The following is a 23,649-nucleotide window of genomic DNA, read 5'->3' on the forward strand; positions in this document are numbered from 1 at the left end:
CTTATGATGTCCGTTTCAACCCCGACTTCCCCGAGATCGACAAGGGTGCCCACCGCCTCGCCACTCGCGCGATGATCTCGACGGAAGTGCTGTCATTCCGGCGGTTTTGGCAGCACGTTTGTCGAGATCAACGCGGGGAGGGCATCCGGTGGCCCGGCGGACGGCCGGGGCCTGTCAGCGGGGTACCGGCCGAGCCGCCCCCGCCCGCACCGCGAGGGACCCGCCGCCCGGCAAGCAGGCCAGGGGAGCCGCCCCGCTTCTGCCGTCGCCGCCCATCACGGCGACCACGCACACGCCAGACGGCCGACTGAGCAGTAGGTAGGGGCGCTGACCTCCGTCGTCGCCGCCATCCACCCCGCACCCCGGCGGCCCGGCGGACGGCCGGGGCCTGTCAGCGGGGTACCCGCCGAGCCGCCGCCCGCCCGGACCGCGAGGGGCCCGCCGCCCGGCAAGCAGGCCAGGGGAACCGCCGCGCTCTCGCCGTCGCCGCCCATCACGGTGACCACGCACCCACCCGGCGGCCGACAACGCTGCAGGTAGGGCCGCCGACCTTCGTCGTCGCCGCCGAACACCCCGACCACGCACACGCCAGACGGCCGACTGACCCGCAGGTAGGGCCGCCGACCTCCGTCGTCGCCGCCATCCACCCCGCACCCCGGCGACCCGGCGCCCGGGTGGGGCTCGTCAGCGGGGTACCCGCCGAGCCGCCTGACCCCCCGGACCGCGAGGGGCGCGCCGCCCGGCAAGCAGGCCAGGGGAACCGCCGCGCTCTCGCCGTCGCCGCCAACCACCCCGACCACGCACACGCCAGACGGCCGACAACGCACCAGGTCGAGCCGCCGACCTCCGTCGTCGCTCCAACGACACCGCCCCGAAACGACGGGCCCCGGCGGCGCGATGCGCCGCCGGGGCCCCAAGCGCTACCGGTGCTCCCCGTGTCACCAGCTCGTCGGGACCGGCTTGCCCTCGGTGAAACCGGCCGTGCTCTGCACGCCCACCGTGGCGCGCTCGGCGAACTCCTCCAGGTTCGCCGCACCCGCGTAGGTCATCGAGCTGCGCACGCCGGCCACGATCTCGTCGATCAGGTCCTCGACGCTGGGGCGCTCCGGGTCCAGGTACATCCGGCCCGAGGAGATGCCCTCCTCGAACAGGGCCTTGCGGGCCCGCTCGAAGGCCGAGTCCTCGGCGGTGCGCAGCCGGACCGCGCGCGCCGACGCCATGCCGAAGCTCTCCTTGTACATGCGCCCCTGGGCGTCGCGCAGCACGTCGCCCGGCGACTCGTAGGTCCCGGCGAACCAGGACCCGATCATCACGTTCGAGGCGCCCGCCGCCAGGGCCAGCGCCACGTCGCGCGGGTGGCGCACCCCGCCGTCCGCCCACACGTGGGCGCCCAGCTCCCGGGCGGCCTGCGAGCACTCCAGCACCGCGGAGAACTGCGGCCGCCCCACCGCGGTCATCATCCGCGTGGTGCACATGGCGCCCGGCCCCACGCCGACCTTCACGATGTCGGCCCCGGCCTCGACCAGGTCCCGGGTGCCCTCGGCGGTGACCACGTTCCCGGCCACCAGTGGCACCGACGGGTTCAGCCCGCGCACCTTGCGCAGCGCCGCGAGCATCTTCTCCTGGTGGCCGTGGGCGGTGTCGATGACCAGGGTGTCCACCCCGGCCTCCAACAGCTCCGCCGCGCGTCCGGCCACGTCGCCGTTGATGCCCACGGCCGCGGCGATCCGCAGGTCGCCGTCGTGGTCCACGGCCGGGTCGTACAGGGTGGCGCGCAGCGCGCCGGTGCGGGTGAGCACGCCCACCAGGGCGCCCTCGGCGTCCACCACCGGCGCCAGCCGGTGCCGGAAGTCGTGCAGGGTCTGGAAGGCCTCCTTGGGCTCGGTCCCCTCGCGGACCGTGAGCACGTCCCCCGACATCACCTCGTGCAGCTGGGTGAAGCGGTCCTGGCCGACGCAGTCGGCGTCGGTGACCACGCCCAGCGGGCGGCGGTCGCCGTCGATGACGATGACGGCGTTGTGCGCCCGCTTGGGCAGCAGGTTGAGGGCGTCGCCGATGGTGTCGGCCGGCCCCAGGGTGATCGGGGTGTCATGGACCAGGTTGCGCCGCTTGGTCCAGGTGATCACATCGGTCACCACGTCGATCGGGATGTCCTGCGGGATCACCGTGACGCCGCCGCGGCGGGCCACCGTCTCGGCCATCCGCCGCCCGGCGACCGCGGTCATGTTCGCGACTACGATGGGGATCGTCGTCCCCGTCCCGTCGCCGGTGGACAGGTCCACGCCCAGCCGCGAGCCCACCGCGGACCGCCGGGGGACCATGAACACGTCGCTGTAGGTCAGGTCATGCTGGGGTACCTGGTCGTTCAGAAAGCGCACGCCACTACCTCGGTCGATGCTGTCCGGGGCCGACCGGTCGGGTCACTGCCCGGCCGAATCCCGTCTTACTTGTCAATTATGACCGCGCCGATTGGAAGACCCGACACCGCGTCTGGGATGATCTTCCGGCCCGAACCGACCTCCCCTCCCGCAGGCGCCCTCCCGCAGGGGAATCCTCCGCCGCGGACGGACCGCCGCCGGAGCCGACACGCGGCGCCGGGGGAGGCCCGCAGGAGAAGAGATGACGACCTTTACCCTCGCCGACGTCCGCGAGCGGACCTATAAGAGCCGCGACGCCTGGTGGACCGTCTTCCTGGTGGACCCGCTCGCCTCCCGCCTGGTGGTGTGGACCGCCAACCGCACGGCCATCACCCCCAACCAGATCACCTTCGGCGCGGGTGTGCTGGGCGCGGGGTCGGCGGTGGCCTTCGCGATGGGGTCCTGGCCGTGGCTGGTGCTCGGCGCGGTACTGTTCCACCTGAGCTTCGTCCTCGACTGCATGGACGGCAAGATCGCACGGCTGAAGGGGACCGGGTCGGTCTTCGGCGCCTGGGTCGACTTCGTCTTCGACCGTATCCGCTTCTTCGGCTGCATGATGGCGCTGCTCGTCGGCCAGTGGGCGGTCACCGGGCAGGCCGTCTACCTGATCCTGGCGCCGGTCGCCGTCTTCGTCGACCTGCTGCGCTACCTGAACGGCGCCCAGGTCGCCAAGACCCGGCAGAGCATGCGGGAGAAGCTGCGCGAGGCCGCCGCCGGGGGCGAGGTCGACGCCTCCGTGGCCGACCCGGAGTGCACCGAGCCCGCCGTCGGCGCCGCCCCCGAGGCCGAGGGGGAGGAGGGCGCCGAGCGGGTCGTCTTCATGGAGGAGGCGCTGCGCGAGGACCCCTCCCTGGACCGTGAGCAGGTCTACGCCCGCGCCAAGGCCGAGGGCCTGCGGGTGGTCGACGTGCACGCCGGGTTCAGCGACCGGATGGGCTGGTACGAGCGCCTGCGGCGGTGGCTGCTGCGCAGCCGCGTGCGGCCGCACCTGTTCAGCGGCATCGAGTTCGAGATGTTCGTGTGCGTGGTGGCGCCGCTGACCGCCGTGCTCGCGGCGGTGTGGCCGGGCACCACGCTCATCGTTCCGGTGACGGTGCTGTCCTGCGCGGGGCTGCTCGCCTTCGAGTCCGCCATCGTCTACAAGCTGTGGATGGCCACCCGCGACTTCACCCGGGAGCTGTCCCGGCTGCAGGGGCGGGCCTGACGCGCGAGGGGGCCTGAAAAGAGGGCCTGAGACGAGACCTGAGACGAGACCTGAGACGAGGACGTGAGGAAGGGGCGGGGCCGATCGGCCCCGCCCCTTCCCCGTGTTCCTCCTCAGCGTCCCCCGGGGAGAGGCAGCGCCGGGGTCGGCCGTTCCTCACGGTCGCGCCGCAGGACCCAGTCGAGCTTCGGTTCGACCAGCCAGCCGGTCGCCTTGCGCATCCACGCCGACATCAGCACGAACGTCAGCCCCAGCCCCAGCAGGCCGGTGGCGGCGAACGCGCCGAGCCCGCCCAGCGTCCCGTTGGCCCAGTCGTAGTAGCCGAACCCTTCGGCGATCCGGATGACCAGCCCGTGCAGCAAGAACGCGTACATGGTCAGCGCGCCGTAGCGGGTGAACCACGTCTTCGCCCGCGGGGTCAGCGACAGCACCGCGATGGTCAGCGAGAACGCCAGCGCCATGAACAGGATCCGGCCGGGGATGCCCACCGGCAGCAGCTCCATGTCCCGGTCGGCCAGGCTCTCCCGCCAGTAGATCCACTCGCGGCTGAGCTGCTCCAGGTAGAGGTAGCTCATCGCGGCGGTCACCACCAGGACCCCCGCCGACCAGGCCCGCACCCAGCCCGACGTGAGCAGGTCCAGGTGGCGCTGCTCCATCAGCAGTCCGGCCACGAAGAACGGCAGCAGGCTCACGATGCGCGACATGCCCAGGATGTCGCCGGTGGCCACCAGGCCCCCGGCCAGCGACACGGCCACCGCCACCGCCATCGGGTAGCGGATCCGCTTCCACAGCGGCACCGTCAGCCGCCACACGAACAGCGCCGCGAGGAACCAGGTCAGCCAGAGCGGCTCCAGCGGGCCGTCGGGCAGCTTGCGGTCGACCGACAGCGACTGCAGCGCGTAGACGCCCCAGAAGATGAGGTAGGGCGCGGCGACCGTGGTCAGCAGCTTGTCGATGCGCCGCCCCGAACCGTCCTGGGACTTCGACAGGTACCCGCTGATCAGCACGAACGCGGGCATGTGGAAGAGATAGACCCAGAAGTAGACGGCCTCGGCGATGCGCGTCTCGGTCGTCGGTTCGATCGCGTGCCCCACCACGACCAGCACGATCAGCAGGAACTTGGCGTTGTCCAGCAGGGCGTCGCGCTTGGCCGGTGCGGGGCGCCGCTGCGCCGCCGGGCCCGTGCCGCCTGCGGCGGCCGGGGCTGGGGTCTCGTCGGGGAGTCGGGTCGTCGAGGCCACGGGGTCTCCGGGTCACCTTCTCGGGGCGTGGGAGTCGTCGGGACGGCCGCCCGCGCGGGGGGTGCGGCCGGGCTCCACGGCGCGGCCGGACGCCGCGGGCGGTGAAGCTGAGAATCCTGGGAGAACTCTGAGCAGGCACCATACCCGCCGTGGGGCGGGAACGGCCATACCCGGGGGTGCGCGGCCGTGTGCAGGGGAGAGTAATTCCAGGTCATGGCCGCCTGCAAGAGCCCGCGAAGGCACCTTGTTCCCGGCGGCCGATAACGTGACGATAACACTCGGCCGCCCCGGCCGCACCCGAACCTGGGCGATCTCACATGATCGGCGCGCCCCGGGGGCGGGCCGCGGAACCGACCCCGCGTTTGAGTTCCCCCGGGCCGGACGAGAGAATCGGCGGGCGGGCGAGGTGCCGGTGACCTGTGCCGTCCACCGCCGGTCCGCGGATCACGGAAACGGAAGGCGGTGGAGCACGTGCCGCAGGCTGTCGAACCCACCCGCGCCGCCCAGCACGGCGGCGCCGTCATGCGCCTCGTCGACGAGGTCTTCCCCCCGGTGGAGGGCTTCTACGTCGACCTGCACAAGAACCCCGAGCTGAGCCACCAGGAGTTCCGCACGGCCAGCGCCGTCGCCGAATGGCTGCGCACCGCCGGATACGAGGTGCACACCGGCGTCGGCGGGACGGGCGTGGTCGGACTGCTGCGCAACGGCGACGGGCCCACCGTCATGCTGCGCGCCGACATGGACGCCCTGCCCGTCGAGGAGAAGACCGGGCTGCCCTACGCCAGCACCGCCCGGGGCACCGACACCGACGGCTCCGACGTGCCGGTGATGCACGCCTGCGGGCACGACGTGCACACCGCCTGCCTGGTCGGCGCCGCCGACCTGCTGGCCCAGGCGCGGGACCGCTGGCACGGCACCCTGATGGTGGTCGCCCAGCCCGCCGAGGAGCACATGGACGGCGCCGCCGGGATGCTCCGCGACGGCCTCTACACCCGCTTCGGCCGTCCGGACGTCGTGCTCGGCCAGCACGTGGGGCCGCAGCCCGCCGGGATGGTCAGCCACCGGCCCGGGGTCATCCTGGCCGCCGGCGCGGTGCTGCGGGTGCGGGTGCACGGGGTCGGCGGGCACGCCTCCCGGCCGCACACCACGGTCGACCCGGTGGTCATCGCGGCCAACATCGTCACCCGGCTGCAGACCGTGGTGGCCCGGGAGATCAGCCCGGGGGAGATGGCCGTGGCCACCGTCGGCGTGCTGCGCGCCGGGACCAGGGCCAACATCATCCCGGACGAGGCCTACCTGGAGATCAACACCCGGGCGCTCAATGACGCGGTCGCCGAGCAGCTCCACGAGGCGATCCGGCGCATCGCCAAGGCGGAGGCGGCCGCCTCCGGCGCCCCGCGCGAGCCCGACGTGGAGGTCGCGCTGCGGGCCGAGCTCACCGACAACGACCCCGAGCACACCGCCGAGGTGATGGCCGCCCACCGCGCCTACTTCGGCGAGGACTACGTCCTGGAGATGCCCGAGCCGTTCACCGGCAGCGAGGACGTGGGCGAGTTCGGGCTCCCGGGCGACCCGCAGCCGGTGCCGTACGTCTTCTGGTTCATCGGCGGCACTCCGCACGACGTGTGGGAGCAGGCGCCGGGGCAGACGCCCTACGAGAAGCTGTCGGCGTTGCCCAGCAACCACTCGCCCTTCTTCGCGCCCGACCGCGAGCCCACGCTGCGCGCGGGGCTGGCCTCGCTCACCGTGGCGGCCCTGACCTACCTGGGGAACGGGACCGACGTCCAGGCGGCGCCGACCGGGGCCCAGACCCCGATGTACGCCGACGCCCCGCCGATGGCGCCGCCGATGGCGCCCACCGCGCCGGCGGAGGAGGCCCCGGTCTCCACTCAGCAGGCCGACATGGACGCGCTGCTCGCCATGGGCGAGTCCGCGCCCGGCGAGCCCGCGCCCCGCGGCGACGAGCAGTGGGACCTCGGGGCGGAGCCCACCCCGCCCCCCCCCCCCCCCGCACCGCCGGGGCCCGAGGGCTACCCGCCGGACCCGTACGCGCCCCCGGCGGAGCCCTACGCCGAGCCCTACGCCGACCCGTTCGGTGCCCCGCCGCAGGGCGTCCCGCAGGCCCCGCCGCCTCAGGGCCCGCCGATGGCCGCCCCGCCCCCGCAGGGGCCCCCGGTCGCCGCTCCGCCGCCGTCGGGTCCGGCCGTGTCGGCGCCGCCGCCCAGCGGTGAGCCCTTCGGCGACGCACCGCCGCCCACGGGCGACCCGTACCGTGAGCCCGACCCGTACCGGGACCCGCAGGACGGTGACGGCCGTGACGGCGGCTACGAGGATCCGCCGCAGCGCTTCTAGCCCCTTTCACGCTTCTTGCGGGTTGCCCCGCCTATCCGCGCGGACACAGGGCGGGCGCGGCTCGCGCACCCAGAATGGGGGCATGGCCAAGCGGTGGTTGTGGGGGGACCGGCGGCACGCCCGTGAACTACGGCACCCCTGGGAGAACATGCTCCTGGGGTTGTGCGTCTCGGTGACGGTGCTGGCGGTGGTCGGTGCCATCACGCGCGCGCTCGGGGGTGACACCGGCGAGCCGCTGATGCTGCTGGCGATCCCGGCGTTCGTGTTCTTCGCGCGCGGGCAGCTCTACGCCAAGCAGCGCGTGAACGGGGTGCAGATCACCGAGGACCAGTTCCCCGAGGCGCACCGGATGGTGCGGGAGGCGGCGCAGGCGTTCGGGATGGACAAGGTGCCCGACGCCTACGTGGTGCTGGGCAACGGGCAGATCAACGCCTTCGCCTCGGGGCACGGGTTCCGCCGGTACGTGGCGGTCCACAGTGACCTGTTCGAGATCGGGGGCCGCCTGTCGGACTCCGACGCCCTGCGGTTCGTGATCGGCCACGAGGTCGGGCACATCGCGGCGGGGCACGGGTCGTTCTGGCGGCAGTTCGGCGTCTCGGTGGCCAACGTGATCCCCGGCATCGGGGCGACGCTGAACCGTGCGCAGGAGTACACGGCGGACAACCACGCCTACCGGTTCTGCCCGGAGGGCATGTACGGCCTGCGGGTGCTGGCGGCGGGCAAGTACCTGTACGGGTCCGTCGACTTCGACGCCATCGCGGCCCGGGGGAACACGGACAACGGCCTGTTCGTGATGCTGGTGAACTTCCTGTCCACGCACCCGGTGAACACCTGGCGGTTCCAGGCCCTGGCCGACCGCTCCCGCCCCGGACGGGTGTTCTGAGGGGGATCCGAGGGGGAGCGGCGGCCCCGGGCCGGGTCACCTTCCCGCCAGGAAGTCCTCGAATGCGGGGCCGGCGAGGGCGTTGTCCGGGACGAGGTTGCCACCGGCGCGGAAGCCGCGCATGGTCGTGCCGGGGAGCGGGACTGACACCACGGGGCGGGCGCGGTAGGCGCGCGCGAGGTCGGCCATGGTGCGGATCTCGGGGCCGCCGAGGTCGGGCACGCGCCCGGATTCGCCTTCCTCGGCGAGGTCGGCCATGCGCTCGGCTACGACTCGCACGTCGACCGGCTGGAACCGCACGCCGGAGAGCACCGCGGTGACCGGCAGCGCGCGCTGCGCGGAGAAGAAGCGGGCGATCAGGTCGTGGAACTGGGTGGTGCGCAGGATGGTCCAGGGCAGGCCGGAGTTCTTCACCACGTGCTCGGTCGCCAGCTTCGCGCGGTAGTAGGACAGCGGGATCACGTCGATGCCCGCGATCGAGATGTAGAGCAGGTGCGGCTTGGCGCCCCCGCGGCGGGCGGCCTCGGCCAGGAGCCGCGTGGTGCGCACGTCGTCACGGCCCAGCGTGGTGGCGCAGTGGACGATGGTGTCGGCACCGGACACGGCCTCGGCGACCCCGGCCCCGGTCCGAAGGTCGCCGACGTACCTCTCCGCGTCCCCGGAGGGGCCGGGCCGTCGGCTCAGGACCCGCACCTCCCGCCCCGGAGCGAGAAGCCGCCGCACGACCGCCTTGCCGAGTGTCCCCGTACCACCGGTGATGAGAATCGTCTCCATGCCCTCAGGACAAGGCGGAACCCGAGGGTGTGACAACCACCGCCCCGCCCCTGGTGTCGAGGCCGACGACGGGGGTCACCGCAGGGGTTCGAGGACCGGGGCGCCGATGTCCAGGGCCGTCCCGTACAGGCGCGCCACCGGCAGGCGGATCACCAGGCGGCGCTCGGCCACCAGCCGTTCCAGGAAGGCCTGCTCTCCCTCGGGGCGCTCCTCTTCGGGGACCATCGCGAGCAGCTCCCTGCCGACGGCGTCACCGGGGGTGCGGGTCGTGTCCGACGGCTCGGCGTCGCCCTCGGCGACCGCGAACGTCCACACGTCCCCGCCCAGGACGTGCAGTGCGGCCCGGGGGTCGGCCGTGATGTGGCGGACCTTCAGCCGGTCGGCGGTGGTGGAGAAGCGCACCATCCGCGCCTCGGGGTCCCAGGTGTAGACCATGGTCGACAGGTGCGGGTGCCCGCTCCGCTTGACGGTCGCGAGCGTGCCGAACCGCTGCCCCGACAGGAGGTCGGACAGCTCGTCGTCGGACAGGGACCGGGGGGTCGGGCGATCACTCATGGCCACGCCAACACCGGCTTCCGGGCGGGAATTCCGGCTCGGGCGCGGATCCGCCGCGCGGACGGGGCGGCGGCCGCCGCCCCGTCGCGGGCTCAGTCGCGGCGGGTCACGGGTTGGGGGCCCGCGATGGGCCCTCCTGGCCCGGGAACCTGCGCGGTGTCTCGTTGTCGGGCGCGGTGGCGGGGCAGATGGACATGGTTGCCCTCGGCTTTCGCTGGGGTCGATCGCTCAGGGATGAAGGCGCCTCCATGAAGATGTGACGCGCCGCGCCCCGCTTTGGTCGTGGCCGTGACCGGACAGCACGCCGGAGCAGGCGGTCATGACCTCCGTCATGTCACCGCGGACATGCCGTGCGGGGCGGAACGGTGGCCGTGATCGTGACTCCGGGAGGATGTGCCCTGGTCACGCGCGCTTCTAATGTTCGGCCCCTGGCCCCCGGAGCGCAGCCGGGCGGCACGGGGCACGATCGAGGGGGAGAGCGATGCGGGAGTCTTCCGGACCCGGTCTCCGGTTTCCATGCGCCGGTGCGGCCTGCGCGGCCGCCGGCCTCGTGGCGATGGCCGCGGTGAGCTGGGCGGCCTGGGGGAGGATCCCGGAGACCCAGGCGCCGCGCTGGATCCCCGTCGCCCTTCTCCCGTCCCTCCACCTGCTCGTGTCCGCATCGGTGGTGGCGGCGGCCCCGCTGGGGCAGGTGATCGAGCGCCGTACCGGCGGAGGGTTCGCAGGCGCCGACTCCCGGCGCGCCGCGGGCCTCGATGCGGTCCTGGCGCTTCTATCGCTGATCTTCCTGGCGGTGCATGCGGTCGTGATCGCGGTGGGGACCGGGACCGAAATCGCGGTGGGACCGGTTGCGGCGGCCCTGTGCGGTGCGGTCCTCGGGGCGACCGGGCTCGCCCTGCCGCTCATCGCGGACGGGATGCGGGTGTCGGGAGCCCTGGTGCCGGTGCGGATCTGCGAAGAATGGAAGAGGTCGCACGTGCTTGGAGGACGGGTCATGGTGGCCACGGGCACGCTGCTCACGGTTTCGGCTCCCGTGCTCCCAGCCGTCGTCCAGGGGCGGGCCGCCCTGTTCGCGACGGTGGCGGTCGCGGTCGTAGCGGCGACATCGGCACCTTTCGCCGCGATGGCCGTGCGGACGGCGATGGCGGTGCGCGGGTAGCGCACGCAGGGCCGCGCCGAGGGGACGGGGCGGGCGGTGGGAAGCGCGGCGCTCCCGGCGTCCGCCCGCCGCGGCCCCTCAGCCCTCCGCCGCGACCTCCTCGCGGAACTTGCGGGCCAGGTTCGCCGGGAGCGGTTCGTGGCGCAGGTAGCGGCGGCTGAACGACCCGGTGCCGTGCGCCACCGACCGCAGGTCGACCGCGTAGCGCACCGTCTCCAGCTCCGGCACCTCCGCCTTGACCAGGGTCCGGCCGCCCTCCACCGGCTCGGTGCCCACCACCCGGCCGCGCCGCGCCGCCAGGTCGCTCATCACCGCGCCCACGTAGGCGTCGTCCACCAGCACCGACAGCTCGTCCACCGGCTCCAGCATGGCGGTGTCGCCGTGCTCGGCCGCGTCCCGCAGCGCCAGCCGCCCCGCCTTCTGGAACGCCATGTCGGAGGAGTCCACCGAGTGCGCCTTGCCGTCGTAGAGCGTCACCCGCAGGTCCACCAGCGGGAACCCGGTGCGCCCCCCGCTCTCCATCTGCGCCCGCACGCCCTTCTCCACCGACGGGATGAACTGGCGCGGCACCACCCCGCCGACGATCTTGTCGACGAACTCCAGGCCCGCCCCCGACGGCAGCGGCTCCACCGTGATCCGGCAGATGCCGTACTCGCCGTGCCCTCCGCTCTGCTTGACGTTGCGCCCCAGCCCCTGCGCCGGGACGGTGAAGGTCTCCCGCAGCGGGATGCGCACCTCGCCGGTCTCCACCTCCACCCCGTACCGGGACCTCAGCCGGTCCAGGGCCACGTCCAGGTGCGCCTCGCCGGTGCACCACAGCACCATCTGCCGGGTCTCGGCGTTCACCTCCACCTTGAGCGAGGCGTCCTCGGCGGACAGCTTCGCCACCGCCTGCGCCAGCCGGTCCTCGTCGGACTTGGCGGCCGCGCGCAGCGCCACCGGCAGCAGCGGCTCCGGGAACGACCAGGGCCGCACCGTCATCGGGCGGTCCCGCCCCGAGAGCGTGTCCCCGGTCTCGGCCGCCGACAGCTTCGCCACCGCGCAGATGTCGCCCGCCACCGCCTTGCCCGCCGGGAGCAGCCGCCGCCCCATCGGCACCGACAGCGCGCCCACCCGCTCCTCGGCGTCCCGGTCGGGGCGGCCGCGGTCCTCGGGGCTGCGGCCGGACACGTGCACCGACTCGTCCGGGCGGAGCGTCCCGGAGAACACCCGCACCAGGCTGACGTGGCCCACATAGGGGTCGCTGACGGTCTGCAGCACCTGCGCGAGCAGCGGCCCGCCGGGGTCGCACTCCAGGCCCTCCACCGGGCGCCCCGACGGGTCCTCCGTCTCGGGCACGGGGCGCTCGACGGGCGAGGGCGTCGACTTGGGCAGCTCCTCCAGCAGCTCGGCCACGCCCGGCCCGTGCACCGGCGAGACCGGCAGCACCGGGTGCAGCCCGCCGCGCGCCACCGCCGTCTCCAGCGAGGCGACCAGGCGGTCCGGGTCGAGCTCGCCGCCCTCCATGTAGGCCTCCATGAGGACCTCGTCCTCGCTCTCCTGGATGACCTCCTCGATGAGCCCGTTGCGCAGCTCCTCCGCGCGCTCGGCGACGTGCCCGGGGATCGGGCCGCCGACCGCGCCCGGGCGCGGCGCGTCGGGCCCGTAGTCGAAGTACCGCCGGGACAGCAGCCCCACCAGGCCGGTCAGCGTGCGGTCGTCGCCCTCGCCGGTGTAGACGGGCAGGTAGGCGGGGGTCACCCCGGCGCCCAGCTCGCTGCGGAACGCCTCGACGGTGGCGGCCACGTCGGCGCGCGGGTGGTCGACCCGGGTCAGGGCGACCGCGCGCGGCATCCCGGCGGCGGCGCACTCCTCCCACAGCAGCCGGGTGCGCGGGTCCACCCCGTCCAGGGCCGAGAGGGTGAACAGGGCGGCGTCGGCGGCGCGCAGCCCCGCCCGCAGCTCACCGAGGAAGTCGGCGTAGCCGGGGGTGTCCACCAGGGTGATCTTCAGGCCGCCGGCCGACAGCGGGGCGGTGCTCAGCCCCACCGACCGCTTCTGCCGGACCGCCGCCTCGTCGTGGTCGCCGACGGTGGTGCCGTCCTCCACCCGGCCGCGGCGGTCGGTCGCCCCGGCGGCGTGCAGCAGGGCCTCCATCAGCGTCGTCTTGCCCGCCCCGCTCGGGCCGACCAGCACGACGTTGCGGATGTCCGCGGGCCGGTCGGCCTCGGGTGCCCTGCCGGTGGTCGCCGGTCCGGATTTGTCCGCCATGCTTCCCGCCTTCTCTCGCCCATCGGGTGTGATCCAGGACACTTCCCACCGTCGCCCGAGCGGCCCCGTATCACAAGGGGGTGTCGGCGCGTCGAACCGGGGGTGTCGCCGGGGTGTGCACGGGGACGGGCGGAGACGGGCGGAAAGTTCCGGAATGTGCCGCCCGGGGGCGCGCATCTCCTAGGCTGAGCTCCGTGCCGTGGTCCGAGAGCATTCCTCAGTTCAGTCTCGCCGGGACGGTCCTGGCGGTCGTCCTGCTGGTGTACGCGGCGGTCGGCGAGCCCGTGCTCGGCCGCTTCGCCTACCGGAGGGTCTCCGCCTCCCGTGAGCGGGACCCGCGCGCCCTCGTCCGCTTCTACGGGCTGACCCTCGGGATCCAGTGGGCCTGGGCGGGCGTCATCGCCGCCGCCGTCCTGCTGTCCCCCGGGGTGGCCTGGGGCGACCTGGGCCTGCGCGCCCCCTCGGCGTGGGGACCGCTGGTGGCTGCCGGGCTGGGATTCGCCCTGGCGCTGGCGGTGATCTGGGTGCTCTCCCGGGCCTCCCGGAGCGGGCGCCCCGGGCCCGCCCTGGCCCCGTCGCCCGAGCCGGGCGGCGACGTCATCGCGGGCCTGGCCCCGCAGACCCGCGGGGAGCGGCGCATGGCCGCCGCTCTGGCCGTCACCGCGGGCGTGTGCGAGGAGCTGCTCTACCGCGGCCTCCTCACGGTGCTCGGCGTCTCCGTCGGCCTGCCGGTCTGGGCGGCCGCCGTGCTGTCGTGCGCGCTCTTCGCGCTGGCCCACCTGTACCAGGGGTGGTGGGGCCTGGTGGGCCCGGGCGTGCTGGGGGCCCTGCTGACGGTGCTGTACCTGGGGACCGGGAGCCTGCTCTTCCCGATCCTGCTGCACGTCGCCGTGGAGGCCCGGTCGCTGCTGTTCACCGGGCGCGGCAGGCGCCACGCGGGCCGCCGCGGCGGGCACCGCGGAAGGAAGGGGCCCGCCGGCGCCGCTCCCGAGGAGGAGCCGTACGAGCCGGAAGGGCGTGAGCGGTATCACGAGCCCTACCACGCCCCTGGGCCTGCGACGCCGCCCGCGCCGATGCCGGGCCCGCCGCCCGCGCCGATGCCGGGCCCGCCGCCAGGACCCCAGGGGCCGCAGGCACCGCCCTACCGCCCCGGCGACGGCGGGTGGCCGCCCCGCTAGCCTCCCCCGGCGCCGGTGGGGCACGCCCTCCCCCCCCCCCCCGGGACACAGGCACCCACGACCGCCGATCCCCGGACCGGTCGGGCACGATGGTGGGGTGACCGACGCACCGCTGCGAACCGCCTTCCTGAACCTGCCCGAACGCCGCATGCTCACCGCGTCCGACGGCGTGCCCATCGACACGGTCCTGCTGCGCGGCGCCCCCGGCCGCACGGCCGCCGTCGTGGTCGCCAACGGCTTCACCGGGACCTGGCGCAGCCCCGACACCCGGATGATCGCCCAGCGCCTGCTGGCCGCCGGGGACGTGCTGCTCTTCGACTTCCGCGGGCACTACGGCTCCGGCGGCCTGTCCACCGTGGGCAACGAGGAGGTCCGCGACCTGGAGGCCGCCGTCGCCCACCTGCGCGGCCTGGGGTACACCGACATCGCCACCGTCGGCTTCTCCATGGGCGCGGCCGTGGTGGTGCGGCACGCGGGCCTGCACGGGGGCGTCGGCGCCGCCGTGTCGGTCAGCGGCCCGAGCCGCTGGTACTACCGGGGCTCGCGGCGGATGCGGCTGCTGCACTTCGGGGTCGAGCGCACCGCCGGACGCTTCTTCCTGCGGGCGGCCCGGCGGGTGCGGGTGACCGACCGGCACTGGGACCCGGTCCCGCCCGACCCCACCGAGATGGCCGCGCACGTGGCCCCGGCGCCGCTCCTGGTGGTGCACGGCGACGCCGACGCGTACTTCCCCCTGGAGCACGCCCGGCGCCTGCACGAGGCCGCCGACGGCGGCGGCGAGCTGTGGATCGAGCGGGGGATGGGCCACGCCGAGCGCGCGATGACCTCCGAGCGCGCGCAGCGCGTCGCCGACTGGATCGCGGCCAACCGGGTCCCCGCACCGGCCCCGCGCGTGCACGGATGAGTACCATCATCGGATGAATTCCCTCGCCGCGGCCCCCGGAGGGGCGCGCACCGGCCTGCGCGGACGGCCCTTCCGGCTGCTGATGGCCGCCACGGTCGCCAGCTTCACCGGCTACGTCCTGATGCTGCCCCTCGTCCCGCTGTGGGCGGTGCGGCACGGCGCCTCCGAGGCCGGGGCGGGGGCCGCCACCGCGGTGTTCATGGGGGCCACCGTCGCCGTCCAGCTCTTCATGCCCTGGCTGCTGGGCCGGGCCGGGGGCTACCGGTGGACCTTCCCGGTCGGCGCCCTGCTCATCGCCCTGCCCACGCCGCTGCTGCTGCTCAGCGGCGACCTGGGCCCGGTGCTCGCGGTCAGCGCCGTGCGCGGCGCCGGGTTCGGCCTGTTCAGCGTGGCCGGGGCCGCCCTGTCGGCGCGGCTGGTGGAGCCGCGCGAGATCGGCCGCGCCGCCGGGTACTACGGGCTGGCGGTCGGCGTGCCCAATGTGGTCTTCCTCTCCACCGGCGTCGGCGTCGCCCTCCAGGTCGGCTTCGCCCCCGCCTTCTGGACCGCGACCCTGCTGCCGCTGCTGGGCGCCGCCGCCTCGGCCTTCATCGGCCCGGGCCGCGTGGCCGGGGGAGGGGCCGCCGCGCCGGCCGCGCCCGCGCCCCCGCGCCGGGAGCAGGCCGCGGCGATGGCGGTGCCGCTGGCGCTGATGCTCGCCGCCGCGGCCGCGGCCGCCGGGTTCCTCACCTTCCTGTCCATCCCCTTGGAGCGCCTGCCCTGGGCGGCCGCGGCGGCGCTGCTGGGATACGGGGCCGGGTCGGTGGTGCTGCGCTGGGCCGCCGGGGCGGCCAGCGACCGCTGGGGGCGCCCGGCCCTGCTGGTGCCGGGGATGGCCGCCTCCGCCGCCGGCGCCGCCCTCACCGGGTGGGCGCTGTGGAGCCCGGCCCCCGACGGTGCCGCCGCCTGGATCGCCGTGGCCGGTGCGACGCTCTTCGGCGCCGGGTTCGGCGCGGCGCAGAACGACACCATCACCGTCATGTTCCGGCGCGGTGGGCCCAGCTCCTACGGCACCGCCAGCGCCGCGTGGAACATCGGCTTCGACGGCGGCACCGGCGTCGGCGCCGTCGCCCTCGGCTGGGCGTTCGGCGCCGCCGGGTACGGCCCGGCCTTCCTCGGCGCCGCGGCGGTGGTGCTGGCCGCCGTGCCCGCCGCCGCGCTCACCGCCCGGCCCCGCGCGTGAGAAGGCCCTCCCCGCGCGGTGCGCGGGGAGGGCCGAGGGCCGGCCACGGGCCTCAGAACGACGAGATGTGCACGTGGTCGTAGTGGTTCTGGGTGGGGCTGCCGCGGTCCTCCATCTGCTTCCACCCGGCGCCCGGGTTGCGGGAGTCCCAGATGCGCTGCTCCCAGATGATGTACTTCACGCCCAGCCGGTCCGCGTTGCTCTTGGCGTAGTCGGCGACGTTCTGCCCGATCTGCTGGTTCTGCCCGCTCGGCATGGACCCGCCCGCGCTCATCATGAAGTCGCACGCCTGGCCGGTGCCGTGGTCGTCGGCGCTGTTGCGCACGCACCCCACCTCGTAGGGGAGGGAGAAGTTGGCGATGATCTCGTCGCGGATCGCCGCCATGCGCGGGGTGGCGCCGTCGAAGCCCCAGCCCTTCAGGCGCTCGGGGACCGGCCCGCCGCCGGTGCCGCCACCGCCGCCGGAGCCGCCCTCCTCGGGCGGCTCGGGGACCTGTTCGGCCTCGTAGCGCTCGATGCGCTCCTTGATCTCGTCCTTCTTGTCCTTGAGCTCGTCGACGATCTCCTTGGCCTCGTCGAACTCGGCGTCCGCCTGCTCGGAGGCCTCCTCGAGCTCGGCCTTGGAGTCGGTGAGGGCCAGCAGCCGCTCGCCGTTGTTGTGCGACACCTGCCCGGCCATGGCGGCCTTGCCGAGGGTCTGCTCGGGGTCGCCGCTGAGCACGACCTCCATGGCGGGGTCGATCCCGCTGCCCTTGTACTGGGCGGCGGCGAGCTCGGTGACGTTCCCGCGGGCCGTCTCGTACTGCTCCTCGACCTTCTCCAGCAGCTTCTGGGCCTTCTCGGCCTCGGCCTTGGCCTCGTCGTAGACGACGAGTTCGCCGTCGAGCTCCTCCTCCAGGCCCTCGGCCTCGGCGTTGAGCTCGTCCAGGCTGGGCTCGTCGTCGTCGGCGTAGGCCGAGGGGGCCGTCAGCAGGAGGGCTGCCGAGGCGGCGGCGCCGATGATCGTGGCGCCCGCGCGGACACGGGTCGAGCGTCTATGGATTCTCACTTCAGGGATCTCCGTCGGGGAGGGGCTGCGTCCGGCCCCACCGGGGCGCTCAGCGGGAGGGGCGGCTGAGGCCAGGGGGCCGCGCGATGCTGCGCCACACCATACGTGATCCCGTCGTTATCCGCCTAGTGGGCCGGTCCGGTGCCGCCGAAGGCGCTCGGGAGCGCGGAGGGGGCGGGGGCCTCAGCGGGGAGGAACCAGTCCGAGCGGCGCACCTCGCGCAAGGCCTGCCGCCGGGCCTCCTTGTCCAGCCGGTCCAGGTAGACGATCCCGTCGAGGTGGTCGGTCTCGTGCTGCAGGGCGCGCGCCATCAGCCCCGACCCGCTCACCTCCACCGGCTCGTTGCGCAGGTCCACTCCGCGCACGGTGGCGTGCATCGCCCGGCGTGTGGGGAACCACAGGCCCGGCACCGAGAGGCAGCCCTCCTCGTCGTCCTGGACCTCCTCGGACAGCTCCGTGATCTCGGGGTTGATCACGTAGCCGGTCCTGCCGTCCACGCGGTAGCTGAACACCCGCAGCCCCACGCCGATCTGCGGCGCGGCCACCCCGGCGTGCCCGGGTTCGTCCACGGTGTCCAGCAGGTCGCCGACCAGCTTGCGGGTGTGGTCGTCGAACCGTGTGACCGGGGCGGTCGGGGAGACGAGGACGGGGTCGCCGAAGCGGACGATGGGGCGCTTGCTCATGCCCCAAGCCTATTGCCCCGGAGGGACGGGAGGTCCGGGAACGGGCGGTCTCAGGCGGCCGAGGGCTCCAGGGCGTCGTCGAGGACCATCTCGATGTAGTCCAGGGCGGCGCGGCGGCGCTCCAGCGCGTTCTCGAACAGCGGGGGCAGCTCGCTGCCGCGCCGCACGCGGAGGCACTCGTTGACGATCTTGTGCCAGCGTTCCGGGAAGGCGTGCAGGGCGTACGCCCCGGCGCCGGACTTGGACGTGATCTCGCTGGTGCGCAGGGTGAAGTGCAGCCGCGAGACGCTCAGCACGCTCCACGACGGGGCCAGCGACCCCAGTGCGGCCAGGCCGCGCGGGGTGAGCAGCCGCCCGGCCTTGGCGCGCCAGCGGCGCCACTGCTCCTCCAGGTTGCCCAGGGACCAGGCGCGCAGGCTGCCGGTCTGGTCGCACACGGCCAGCTCCACCGGCGCCGGTCCGCGCACGGCCACCCCGCGCTCGGCGAGCACGTGCCAGGTGACCGGGTTGACCTCGGCCCGGGTGGCGGAGCGGAACCGGCCGCCGACCACGGCCGGGACCGGGCCGCAGGCGGCCGGGTCGCGGGTCAGGTCGTCCCAGGTGAGGTGGACGCCGTTGAACTGCGGGCGGTGCACGCGGGCCCGGGTGGCCCCGTGGGCGCGGCGCAGCGCGGCCCGCTCGTCCGGGGTGGGCGCCTGGTCGGTGACGACCACGAAGTCCACGTCGCTGGTGTGCGGCCGAAAGTCCCCGAGCGCCACCGACCCGGTCAGGTAGAGCCCGCGGACCAGCCCGGGCGCCTCGGCGTCCGCGTTCCGCAGGAACTCATCGGCCAGCGCCTGCACACGCGGGTGGATCATTGCGGGGCACTCCAGATCTGCTCGGGGCGGGGGAGGGGCGGCCGTGCGGAGGGGGCGTGCCGCGTCCCTCCACGTCACGGCACCAAGTCTGAGCGGCGCGGGCGGCGATGGCAAGTGATCGCGCCGCATCAGCGTCCTGTCTCCCCACGTCAGGAGGTGTGCGGCTGTGGAGACAAGGTGGTGCGCTCCCCCTTGACGAGCCGCTCGCGGACATGCTACAGGCAGCATTCGCGGGATTGCAGATGGGAAATTCGGCCGCGACCCGCCCGGACGCGCCGGTGCACGGCCCAATGCACGTTCATTTTCCGTTTCGCCATGCGGATAGTCGTGGAAAGTCTTTTTAAAGGTTTGTCGCGCGCGTTCCCATGGGTATTCAAGATTTCCCTGATGATCCCCTGCAGTCGTGCGCCGCGCGTTACGGGTTCTTCTCTGGAGAGCTTGTCGGATCGGCGTTCCGGAGTAGCCTTCATGGTTCCGGTGTCCGCGGCGTGCGCGCGTCTGACGTGCTCTGGGGCGAGTGGAGAGGAAGGCGTGAATTCCCATTCGGAGAAACGTGCGATCCGGGCTATCGTCCGTCCGTCGCCTGCCCCGGCCCGGGCCGCCGCGCGCCCTCGCGCCGCGCGTTATCGCGCGCGTAACACCTGGTCACCGGAGCGAAACCGCCGGACCCTAGCATTCGGGCGACGGGCCGGCGCCATGGCGATCGAAAAGGAGGCGGTAATGGTCCCCACGATGGTCCTCGTGGCCGACGACTCGCACGACGCCCACCGCGCGCGCTCCCTGTACGGCCTCGCCGACGCCGTCGCGGGGCGCGGCGAGGCACCGGTGGTGCCCGCGTTCGGCTCCCGGAAGGAGGTGCAGCGCGAACTGGACGCCGTCACCGGGCCCAAGGTCGTGGTCCCCGCCTACGTCGCCGGGGGCTGCGTGGACAGCGCCGGGCTGTACGCCTCGCTCGACCTGGGCGGTGGGCCGGACACCGAGGGCGGGGTGTGCGCCACCGCGCCGCTGGGCGCCGTGCCCTCCATCGTCGCCGACCTGGCCGGGCGGCTCTCCGACCGCGGCTGGGAGCCCGGCGACGGGGTGGTGCTGGCCGCCGACGGCGGCGAGTCCGCCGAGGAGCGCCAGGCCGTCGCCGAGGTCGCGCGGATGCTCAGCCGTCGCCTGCGCGCGCCGGTGCAGGTCGGGTACGTGACCGCCTGGGCGCCGACCGTGGCCGACGCGGTCGAGCGGCTGCGCTCCGCCGCCGCCGGCCGGGTGGCGGTCGCCGCCTGGAGGCTGGTGGCCGATGCCGACTTCGACCGGCTGCGGGCGCTGGACGCGGTGGTCACGCCGCCGCTGTGGCCCTCCGACAACGTCGTCGACACCCTGCTGGCCCAGCACCGGGCCGCCACCGCGCGCCTGGCGGTCTGAGCGGTCCGGTAGGTTGACCCGCATGATGGGCGTCTCCATTCTCATTGTCCTCGCGATCGTGCTGGTCGTCGTGCTGGTCGTGGTCGGAATCGTGGTGGCGGTCGTGGTCGGGGCCCGCAAGTCCCCGGCCGGGCCGCAGCAGCCGTACGGACCCCCGCCGCCTCCGCAGCAGGGGCCCGGCCAGGGGCCGCCTCCCGGCCCGCCGGGACCCGGTCCGTCAGGCCCCGGGCCGCAGGGGTACCCGCCGCAGTAGCTGGGCGTTGAGCGCCACCACGATGGTGGACAGGCTCATCAGCACCGCGCCCACCGCCGGCGGGAGCACGAAGCCGACAGGGGCGAGCACCCCGGCCGCCAGCGGCACCGCCACCACGTTGTACCCGGCCGCCCAGACCAGGTTCTGCACCATCTTCCGGTAGCTCGCCTCGGAGAGCGTCCGCACCGACAGCACCCCGCGCGGGTCGTCGGAGGCCAGTACCACCCCGGCCGACTCGATCGCCACGTCCGTCCCGGCCCCGATGGCCACGCCCACGTCCGCGCGGGCCAGGGCCGGGGCGTCGTTCACCCCGTCGCCGACCATCGCCACGGTGTGCCCGCGGCCCTGCAGGTCCCGCACCACCGAGTCCTTGTCGTCCGGGCGGACCTCGGCGAAGACCTCGTCCACGCCCAGCCGGGAGGCGACCGCGTCGGCGACGTTGCGCGCGTCCCCGGTCACCATGGCCACCCGCACCCCGCGGGCGTGCAGGTCCCGCACGGCCTCGGCGGACTCCGGCCGCACCTCGTCGGCCAGCGCGAGCGCCCCGGCGATCTCCCCGTCGGTGATCACGTGCAGCACCGTCGAACCGGCGGACCGCCAGTCGCGCGTCTGCTGGGCCAGCGCCGCGGGCTCGGTCAGGTCGCGGTCGGCGAGCATCCCCGGGCCGCCCACCGACACCTCGGTGCCCTCGACGGTGGCGTGTACGCCGCGCCCGGTCTCGGAGCGGAAGCCCTCGGCCCGCGGCATCCCGCCGCGCTCCCCGGCGGCCCGCACGATGGCCTTGGCCAGCGGGTGCTCGGAGTCGGCCTCGGCCGCCCCGGCCAGGGCCAGCACCTCCTCCTCGGTGCGCCCGGGCGCCGCCGCGGTGCCGGCGACCGCCGGGCGGCCCTTGGTCAGCGTGCCGGTCTTGTCGAACAGCACCGTGTCCACCTGCCGCGTCCGCTCCAGCGCCAGCCGGTCCTTGACGAGGATCCCGGCGCGGGCCGACTTGGCCGTGGAGATGGCGATCACCAGCGGGATGGCCAGCCCCAGGGCGTGGGGGCAGGCGATGACCAGCACCGTCACGGTCCGGGTGACCGCGTCGGAGGGGGCGCCCAGCAGCGACCACACCACCGCGGTGATGATCCCGGCGCCCAGGGCGAACCAGAACAGCAGGGCCGCGGCGCGGTCGGCCAGCGCCTGGGCGCGCGAACGCGACTCCTGGGCCTCGGAGACCAGCCGCTGGATCCCGGCCAGGGCGGTGTCGTCGCCGACCGCGTCCACCCGCACCCGGATCGCCGAGTCGGTGGCCACCGTCCCGGCGACGACGGACGCGCCGGGGCCGCGGCGCACGGTGCGCGACTCGCCGGTGATCATCGACTCGTCCATGGCGGCGCCGCCCTCGGCGACGGTGCCGTCGGCGGGGACCCGGCCGCCCGAGCGCACCAGCACGGTGTCCCCGGCCCGCAGGTCGGAGACGGGCGCCTCTTCGACCGCGCCGTCGGGGCCGATCCGCTCGGCGGTGTCGGGCAGCAGCTCGGCCAGGGCCTCCAGGGCCCCCGAGGCCTGCCCCAGCGCCCGCATCTCCAGCCAGTGGCCGAGCAGCATGATGACCACCAGCAGCACCAGCTCCCACCAGAAGTCGAGCTGCGGGCCGACGGCGCCCAGGGAGGAGAGCAGGCTGGAGCCGAAGGCGACGGTGATCGCCATGGCGACGAGCGTCATCATCCCCGGGCGCAGGGAGCGCAGCTCGGAGACGGCGCCGCTGAGGAAGGGCCGGCCGCCGTAGAGGTAGACGGCGGTGCCCAGCAGCGGGGGGACCCAGGCCAGCGGGGAGGGCACGGTGTAGCCGAGCCATCCGGCGACCATGTGGCTGGTGAAGACGACGGGGACCGACAGGGCCAGGCTCAGCCAGAACCGGTCGCGGAAGACCGCGGCGTGGTCCCCGTGCCCGCCGTGCCCTTCGTGGCCGCCTTGGCCCCCGTGTCCTTCGTGGTGGGCGTGCTCCGCGTGGTCGGCCGCCATGATCCGCCTCCATGGGGTGTCGTCGTCGGGCTGTCCGTCTTCCTTTTATACCCCTAGGGGGTATTGGTATGTCAAGGGTGCGGGGCGGCGGGTCGCCGGGGCTCCGGGAAAGCGGCGCGCCGCATGGGGGCGGGGGGTATAGAACGCGGAGCGCGGTGGGTAGGAGTCCCGCGACGCCGTCCGGCACGGGGGCGGTTCCACGGTCATCGCGGCGTCGGCAAGGGGGCGACATCAAACCCGGACCACGGGGCGTACCGATCCCTAAGGTGGACCCATGAGCTATGGCACAGCGCAGTTGGTCGACGACAGGCAGCGACAGCGCTTGGTGCGCAGATTCGGCGGCGGCGCGACGGGGTGGCTGGACGGGCTCCCCGAGCGGGTGGAGGCGCTCGCCCGCGAATGGGGCCTGACCGTCGACGGCCCCGCCCCCCACGGGCGCACCTCGGTCGTGCTGCACTGCACGCGCTCCGACGGCTCGGCCGCCATCCTGAAGGTCTCGCCCGACCCGGGCCTGGGCACCTCCGAGGCGCGGGTGCTGCGCCTGTGGGAGGGCACCGGCCGGGTCCCCCGCGTATGGGGCGTGGACCGGGCCCGCGGCGCCCTGCTGCTGGAGGCCATCGGCGAGGGCCGCACCGTCGCCATGGGCAGGACGGTCCCGCCCATGCGCGAGATCGGCGCCCTCATCGCCGACCTGCACGCGGTGCCCGTCTCACAGCAGGAGCGGATGGAGCTGAACCCGCTCGTCAACCGCATGCAGTTCCTGTTCGACCAGTGGGAGCGGGTGCGCGCCGACGGGCCCGCCGCCGACCTGGTCCCCGCCTCGCTGCTGCACCACGGCCACGCCTGGGCCCGCGCCCTGGCGCACGGCGCGAGCGAGGAGGACCGCGTCCCCCTCCACGGGGACCTGCACCCCGGCAACGTCCTGGACGGTGGGCCCGAGCGCGGCCTGGTCGCCGTCGACCCGCGGGCCTGCCTGGGCGACCCCGCCGCCGACGGGATCGACTGGGTGCTGTGGCGCACCCGGGGGTGCGACGAGGCCCGCACCCGGGCCGCGGAGCTGGCCGAGGCCATGGGCGTTCCCACCGAGCGGCTGATGGACTGGTCCCGCGCGGTCGCGCCCGTCTACGCCGTGGCCCTCGCCGACCGCGGGCGCGCCGAAGGCGACCAGTTCGCCTTCCTCATGGAGCTGGCCGACGGCCGCTGACGCGCGGAGCCCGGGAGGCGGCGGGCGGCGGCGGGTGGCCACAAGCGGACC

The 23,649-nt window shown here is 74.5% G+C and carries 19 protein-coding genes; 10 read left to right on the forward strand and 9 right to left on the reverse strand.

The genetic code is table 11. The annotated features are described in order from the left end of the window. Positions 1–938: 938 nt before the first annotated feature. Positions 939–2,378, reverse strand: coding sequence for a GuaB1 family IMP dehydrogenase-related protein (locus O4U47_RS07785; protein ID WP_270676952.1), 1,440 nt, complete (start codon positions 2,376–2,378; stop codon positions 939–941). 241 nt (positions 2,379–2,619) lie between these two features. On the opposite strand from O4U47_RS07785, the gene O4U47_RS07790 reads away from it, so the two are divergent. Continuing rightward, positions 2,620–3,621, forward strand: coding sequence for a CDP-alcohol phosphatidyltransferase family protein (locus O4U47_RS07790; RefSeq protein WP_270676953.1), 1,002 nt, complete (start codon positions 2,620–2,622; stop codon positions 3,619–3,621). A gap of 113 nt (positions 3,622–3,734) precedes the next feature. Here the strand turns inward: O4U47_RS07790 and O4U47_RS07795 are convergent, their stop codons facing one another. Further along, the gene (locus O4U47_RS07795) at positions 3,735–4,862 is read right to left on the reverse strand and encodes an acyltransferase family protein (protein ID WP_270676954.1); all 1,128 of its coding nucleotides are present in this window, start codon (positions 4,860–4,862) and stop codon (positions 3,735–3,737) included. A 462-nt stretch (positions 4,863–5,324) separates the two neighbouring features. Between O4U47_RS07795 and O4U47_RS07800 the strand changes: the two genes are divergently transcribed. Together O4U47_RS07800 and O4U47_RS07805 are read left to right on the forward strand one after the other, a co-directional pair. Next, complete coding sequence (locus tag O4U47_RS07800) at positions 5,325–7,214, forward strand: amidohydrolase (RefSeq protein ID WP_270676955.1); 1,890 nt, start codon at positions 5,325–5,327, stop codon at positions 7,212–7,214. Between the two features lie 82 nt (positions 7,215–7,296). Next, entirely contained in the window at positions 7,297–8,097 is an 801-nt protein-coding gene (locus tag O4U47_RS07805; protein ID WP_270676956.1) for a M48 family metallopeptidase, read from the forward strand. Positions 8,098–8,133: 36 nt separating this feature from the next. Here the strand turns inward: O4U47_RS07805 and O4U47_RS07810 are convergent, their stop codons facing one another. Further along, entirely contained in the window at positions 8,134–8,871 is a 738-nt protein-coding gene (locus O4U47_RS07810) for an SDR family oxidoreductase (RefSeq protein WP_270676957.1), read from the reverse strand. Between the two features lie 75 nt (positions 8,872–8,946). Beyond that, entirely contained in the window at positions 8,947–9,426 is a 480-nt protein-coding gene (locus tag O4U47_RS07815; RefSeq protein ID WP_270676958.1) for a TIGR03618 family F420-dependent PPOX class oxidoreductase, read from the reverse strand. Between the two features lie 556 nt (positions 9,427–9,982). Between O4U47_RS07815 and O4U47_RS07820 the strand changes: the two genes are divergently transcribed. Next, positions 9,983–10,585, forward strand: coding sequence for an SdpI family protein (locus O4U47_RS07820; protein ID WP_270676959.1), 603 nt, complete (start codon positions 9,983–9,985; stop codon positions 10,583–10,585). A gap of 78 nt (positions 10,586–10,663) precedes the next feature. Here O4U47_RS07820 and O4U47_RS07825 read toward each other — a convergent pair whose 3' ends face one another. After that, positions 10,664–12,835, reverse strand: a complete 2,172-nt coding sequence (locus O4U47_RS07825) for an elongation factor G-like protein EF-G2 (protein ID WP_270676960.1) — start codon at positions 12,833–12,835, stop codon at positions 10,664–10,666. A 194-nt stretch (positions 12,836–13,029) separates the two neighbouring features. On the opposite strand from O4U47_RS07825, the gene O4U47_RS07830 reads away from it, so the two are divergent. From O4U47_RS07830 to O4U47_RS07840, 3 genes are all read left to right on the forward strand, one after another. Continuing rightward, on the forward strand, positions 13,030–14,013 hold the full coding sequence (locus O4U47_RS07830) for a CPBP family intramembrane glutamic endopeptidase (RefSeq protein ID WP_270676961.1): 984 nt from the start codon (positions 13,030–13,032) through the stop codon (positions 14,011–14,013). Positions 14,014–14,110: 97 nt separating this feature from the next. Further along, on the forward strand, positions 14,111–14,917 hold the full coding sequence (locus O4U47_RS07835) for an alpha/beta hydrolase family protein (protein ID WP_270676962.1): 807 nt from the start codon (positions 14,111–14,113) through the stop codon (positions 14,915–14,917). Positions 14,918–14,930: 13 nt separating this feature from the next. Next, positions 14,931–16,139 carry an MFS transporter gene (locus tag O4U47_RS07840; RefSeq protein WP_270676963.1) on the forward strand — a complete coding sequence of 403 codons (1,209 nt, stop codon included), beginning with the start codon at positions 14,931–14,933 and terminating at the stop codon, positions 16,137–16,139. 52 nt (positions 16,140–16,191) lie between these two features. On the opposite strand, the gene O4U47_RS07845 is transcribed toward O4U47_RS07840, so the two are convergent. From O4U47_RS07845 to O4U47_RS07855, 3 genes are all read right to left on the reverse strand, one after another. Further along, complete coding sequence (locus tag O4U47_RS07845; protein WP_270676964.1) at positions 16,192–17,187, reverse strand: coiled-coil domain-containing protein; 996 nt, start codon at positions 17,185–17,187, stop codon at positions 16,192–16,194. Positions 17,188–17,312: 125 nt separating this feature from the next. Then, positions 17,313–17,870, reverse strand: a complete 558-nt coding sequence (gene def, locus O4U47_RS07850) for a peptide deformylase (protein WP_270676965.1) — start codon at positions 17,868–17,870, stop codon at positions 17,313–17,315. Between the two features lie 50 nt (positions 17,871–17,920). Continuing rightward, positions 17,921–18,727 (reverse strand): nucleotidyltransferase domain-containing protein, encoded by an 807-nt coding sequence (locus tag O4U47_RS07855; RefSeq protein ID WP_270676966.1) that lies wholly within the window; start codon positions 18,725–18,727, stop codon positions 17,921–17,923. 720 nt (positions 18,728–19,447) lie between these two features. Here O4U47_RS07855 and O4U47_RS07860 point away from each other — a divergent pair. Further along, positions 19,448–20,137: a sirohydrochlorin chelatase gene (locus tag O4U47_RS07860; protein ID WP_270676967.1), complete on the forward strand. Its 690-nt coding sequence runs from the start codon at positions 19,448–19,450 to the stop codon at positions 20,135–20,137. A 22-nt stretch (positions 20,138–20,159) separates the two neighbouring features. Beyond that, positions 20,160–20,390, forward strand: a complete 231-nt coding sequence (locus O4U47_RS07865) for a hypothetical protein (protein ID WP_270676968.1) — start codon at positions 20,160–20,162, stop codon at positions 20,388–20,390. Here the strand turns inward: O4U47_RS07865 and O4U47_RS07870 are convergent. Then, the gene (locus O4U47_RS07870) at positions 20,355–22,394 is read right to left on the reverse strand and encodes a copper-translocating P-type ATPase (RefSeq protein WP_270676969.1); all 2,040 of its coding nucleotides are present in this window, start codon (positions 22,392–22,394) and stop codon (positions 20,355–20,357) included. The two genes, O4U47_RS07865 and O4U47_RS07870, sit on opposite strands and share 36 nt — an antisense overlap. A gap of 274 nt (positions 22,395–22,668) precedes the next feature. On the opposite strand from O4U47_RS07870, the gene O4U47_RS07875 reads away from it, so the two are divergent. Then, entirely contained in the window at positions 22,669–23,598 is a 930-nt protein-coding gene (locus tag O4U47_RS07875) for an aminoglycoside phosphotransferase family protein (protein ID WP_270676970.1), read from the forward strand. The last annotated feature ends 51 nt before the right edge of the window (positions 23,599–23,649 follow it).

Source organism: Nocardiopsis suaedae, assembly GCF_027706745.1.
Classification (GTDB): Bacteria; Actinomycetota; Actinomycetes; order Streptosporangiales; family Streptosporangiaceae; genus Nocardiopsis_A; species Nocardiopsis_A suaedae.

What these genes read in the sequence shown, in the direction of transcription:
- O4U47_RS07815 (WP_270676958.1), bottom strand. Translation starts at nt 9,426, where the DNA reads ATGAGTGATCGCCCGACCCCCCGGTCCCTGTCCGACGACGAGCTGTCC.
- O4U47_RS07810 (WP_270676957.1), bottom strand. Translation starts at nt 8,871, where the DNA reads ATGGAGACGATTCTCATCACCGGTGGTACGGGGACACTCGGCAAGGCG.
- O4U47_RS07860 (WP_270676967.1), top strand. Translation starts at nt 19,448, where the DNA reads ATGGTCCCCACGATGGTCCTCGTGGCCGACGACTCGCACGACGCCCAC.
- O4U47_RS07820 (WP_270676959.1), top strand. Translation starts at nt 9,983, where the DNA reads ATGGCCGCGGTGAGCTGGGCGGCCTGGGGGAGGATCCCGGAGACCCAG.
- O4U47_RS07855 (WP_270676966.1), bottom strand. Translation starts at nt 18,727, where the DNA reads ATGATCCACCCGCGTGTGCAGGCGCTGGCCGATGAGTTCCTGCGGAAC.
- def (WP_270676965.1), bottom strand. Translation starts at nt 17,870, where the DNA reads ATGAGCAAGCGCCCCATCGTCCGCTTCGGCGACCCCGTCCTCGTCTCC.
- O4U47_RS07840 (WP_270676963.1), top strand. Translation starts at nt 14,931, where the DNA reads ATGAATTCCCTCGCCGCGGCCCCCGGAGGGGCGCGCACCGGCCTGCGC.
- O4U47_RS07865 (WP_270676968.1), top strand. Translation starts at nt 20,160, where the DNA reads ATGATGGGCGTCTCCATTCTCATTGTCCTCGCGATCGTGCTGGTCGTC.
- O4U47_RS07790 (WP_270676953.1), top strand. Translation starts at nt 2,620, where the DNA reads ATGACGACCTTTACCCTCGCCGACGTCCGCGAGCGGACCTATAAGAGC.
- O4U47_RS07875 (WP_270676970.1), top strand. Translation starts at nt 22,669, where the DNA reads ATGAGCTATGGCACAGCGCAGTTGGTCGACGACAGGCAGCGACAGCGC.
- O4U47_RS07870 (WP_270676969.1), bottom strand. Translation starts at nt 22,394, where the DNA reads ATGGCGGCCGACCACGCGGAGCACGCCCACCACGAAGGACACGGGGGC.
- O4U47_RS07805 (WP_270676956.1), top strand. Translation starts at nt 7,297, where the DNA reads ATGGCCAAGCGGTGGTTGTGGGGGGACCGGCGGCACGCCCGTGAACTA.
- O4U47_RS07825 (WP_270676960.1), bottom strand. Translation starts at nt 12,835, where the DNA reads ATGGCGGACAAATCCGGACCGGCGACCACCGGCAGGGCACCCGAGGCC.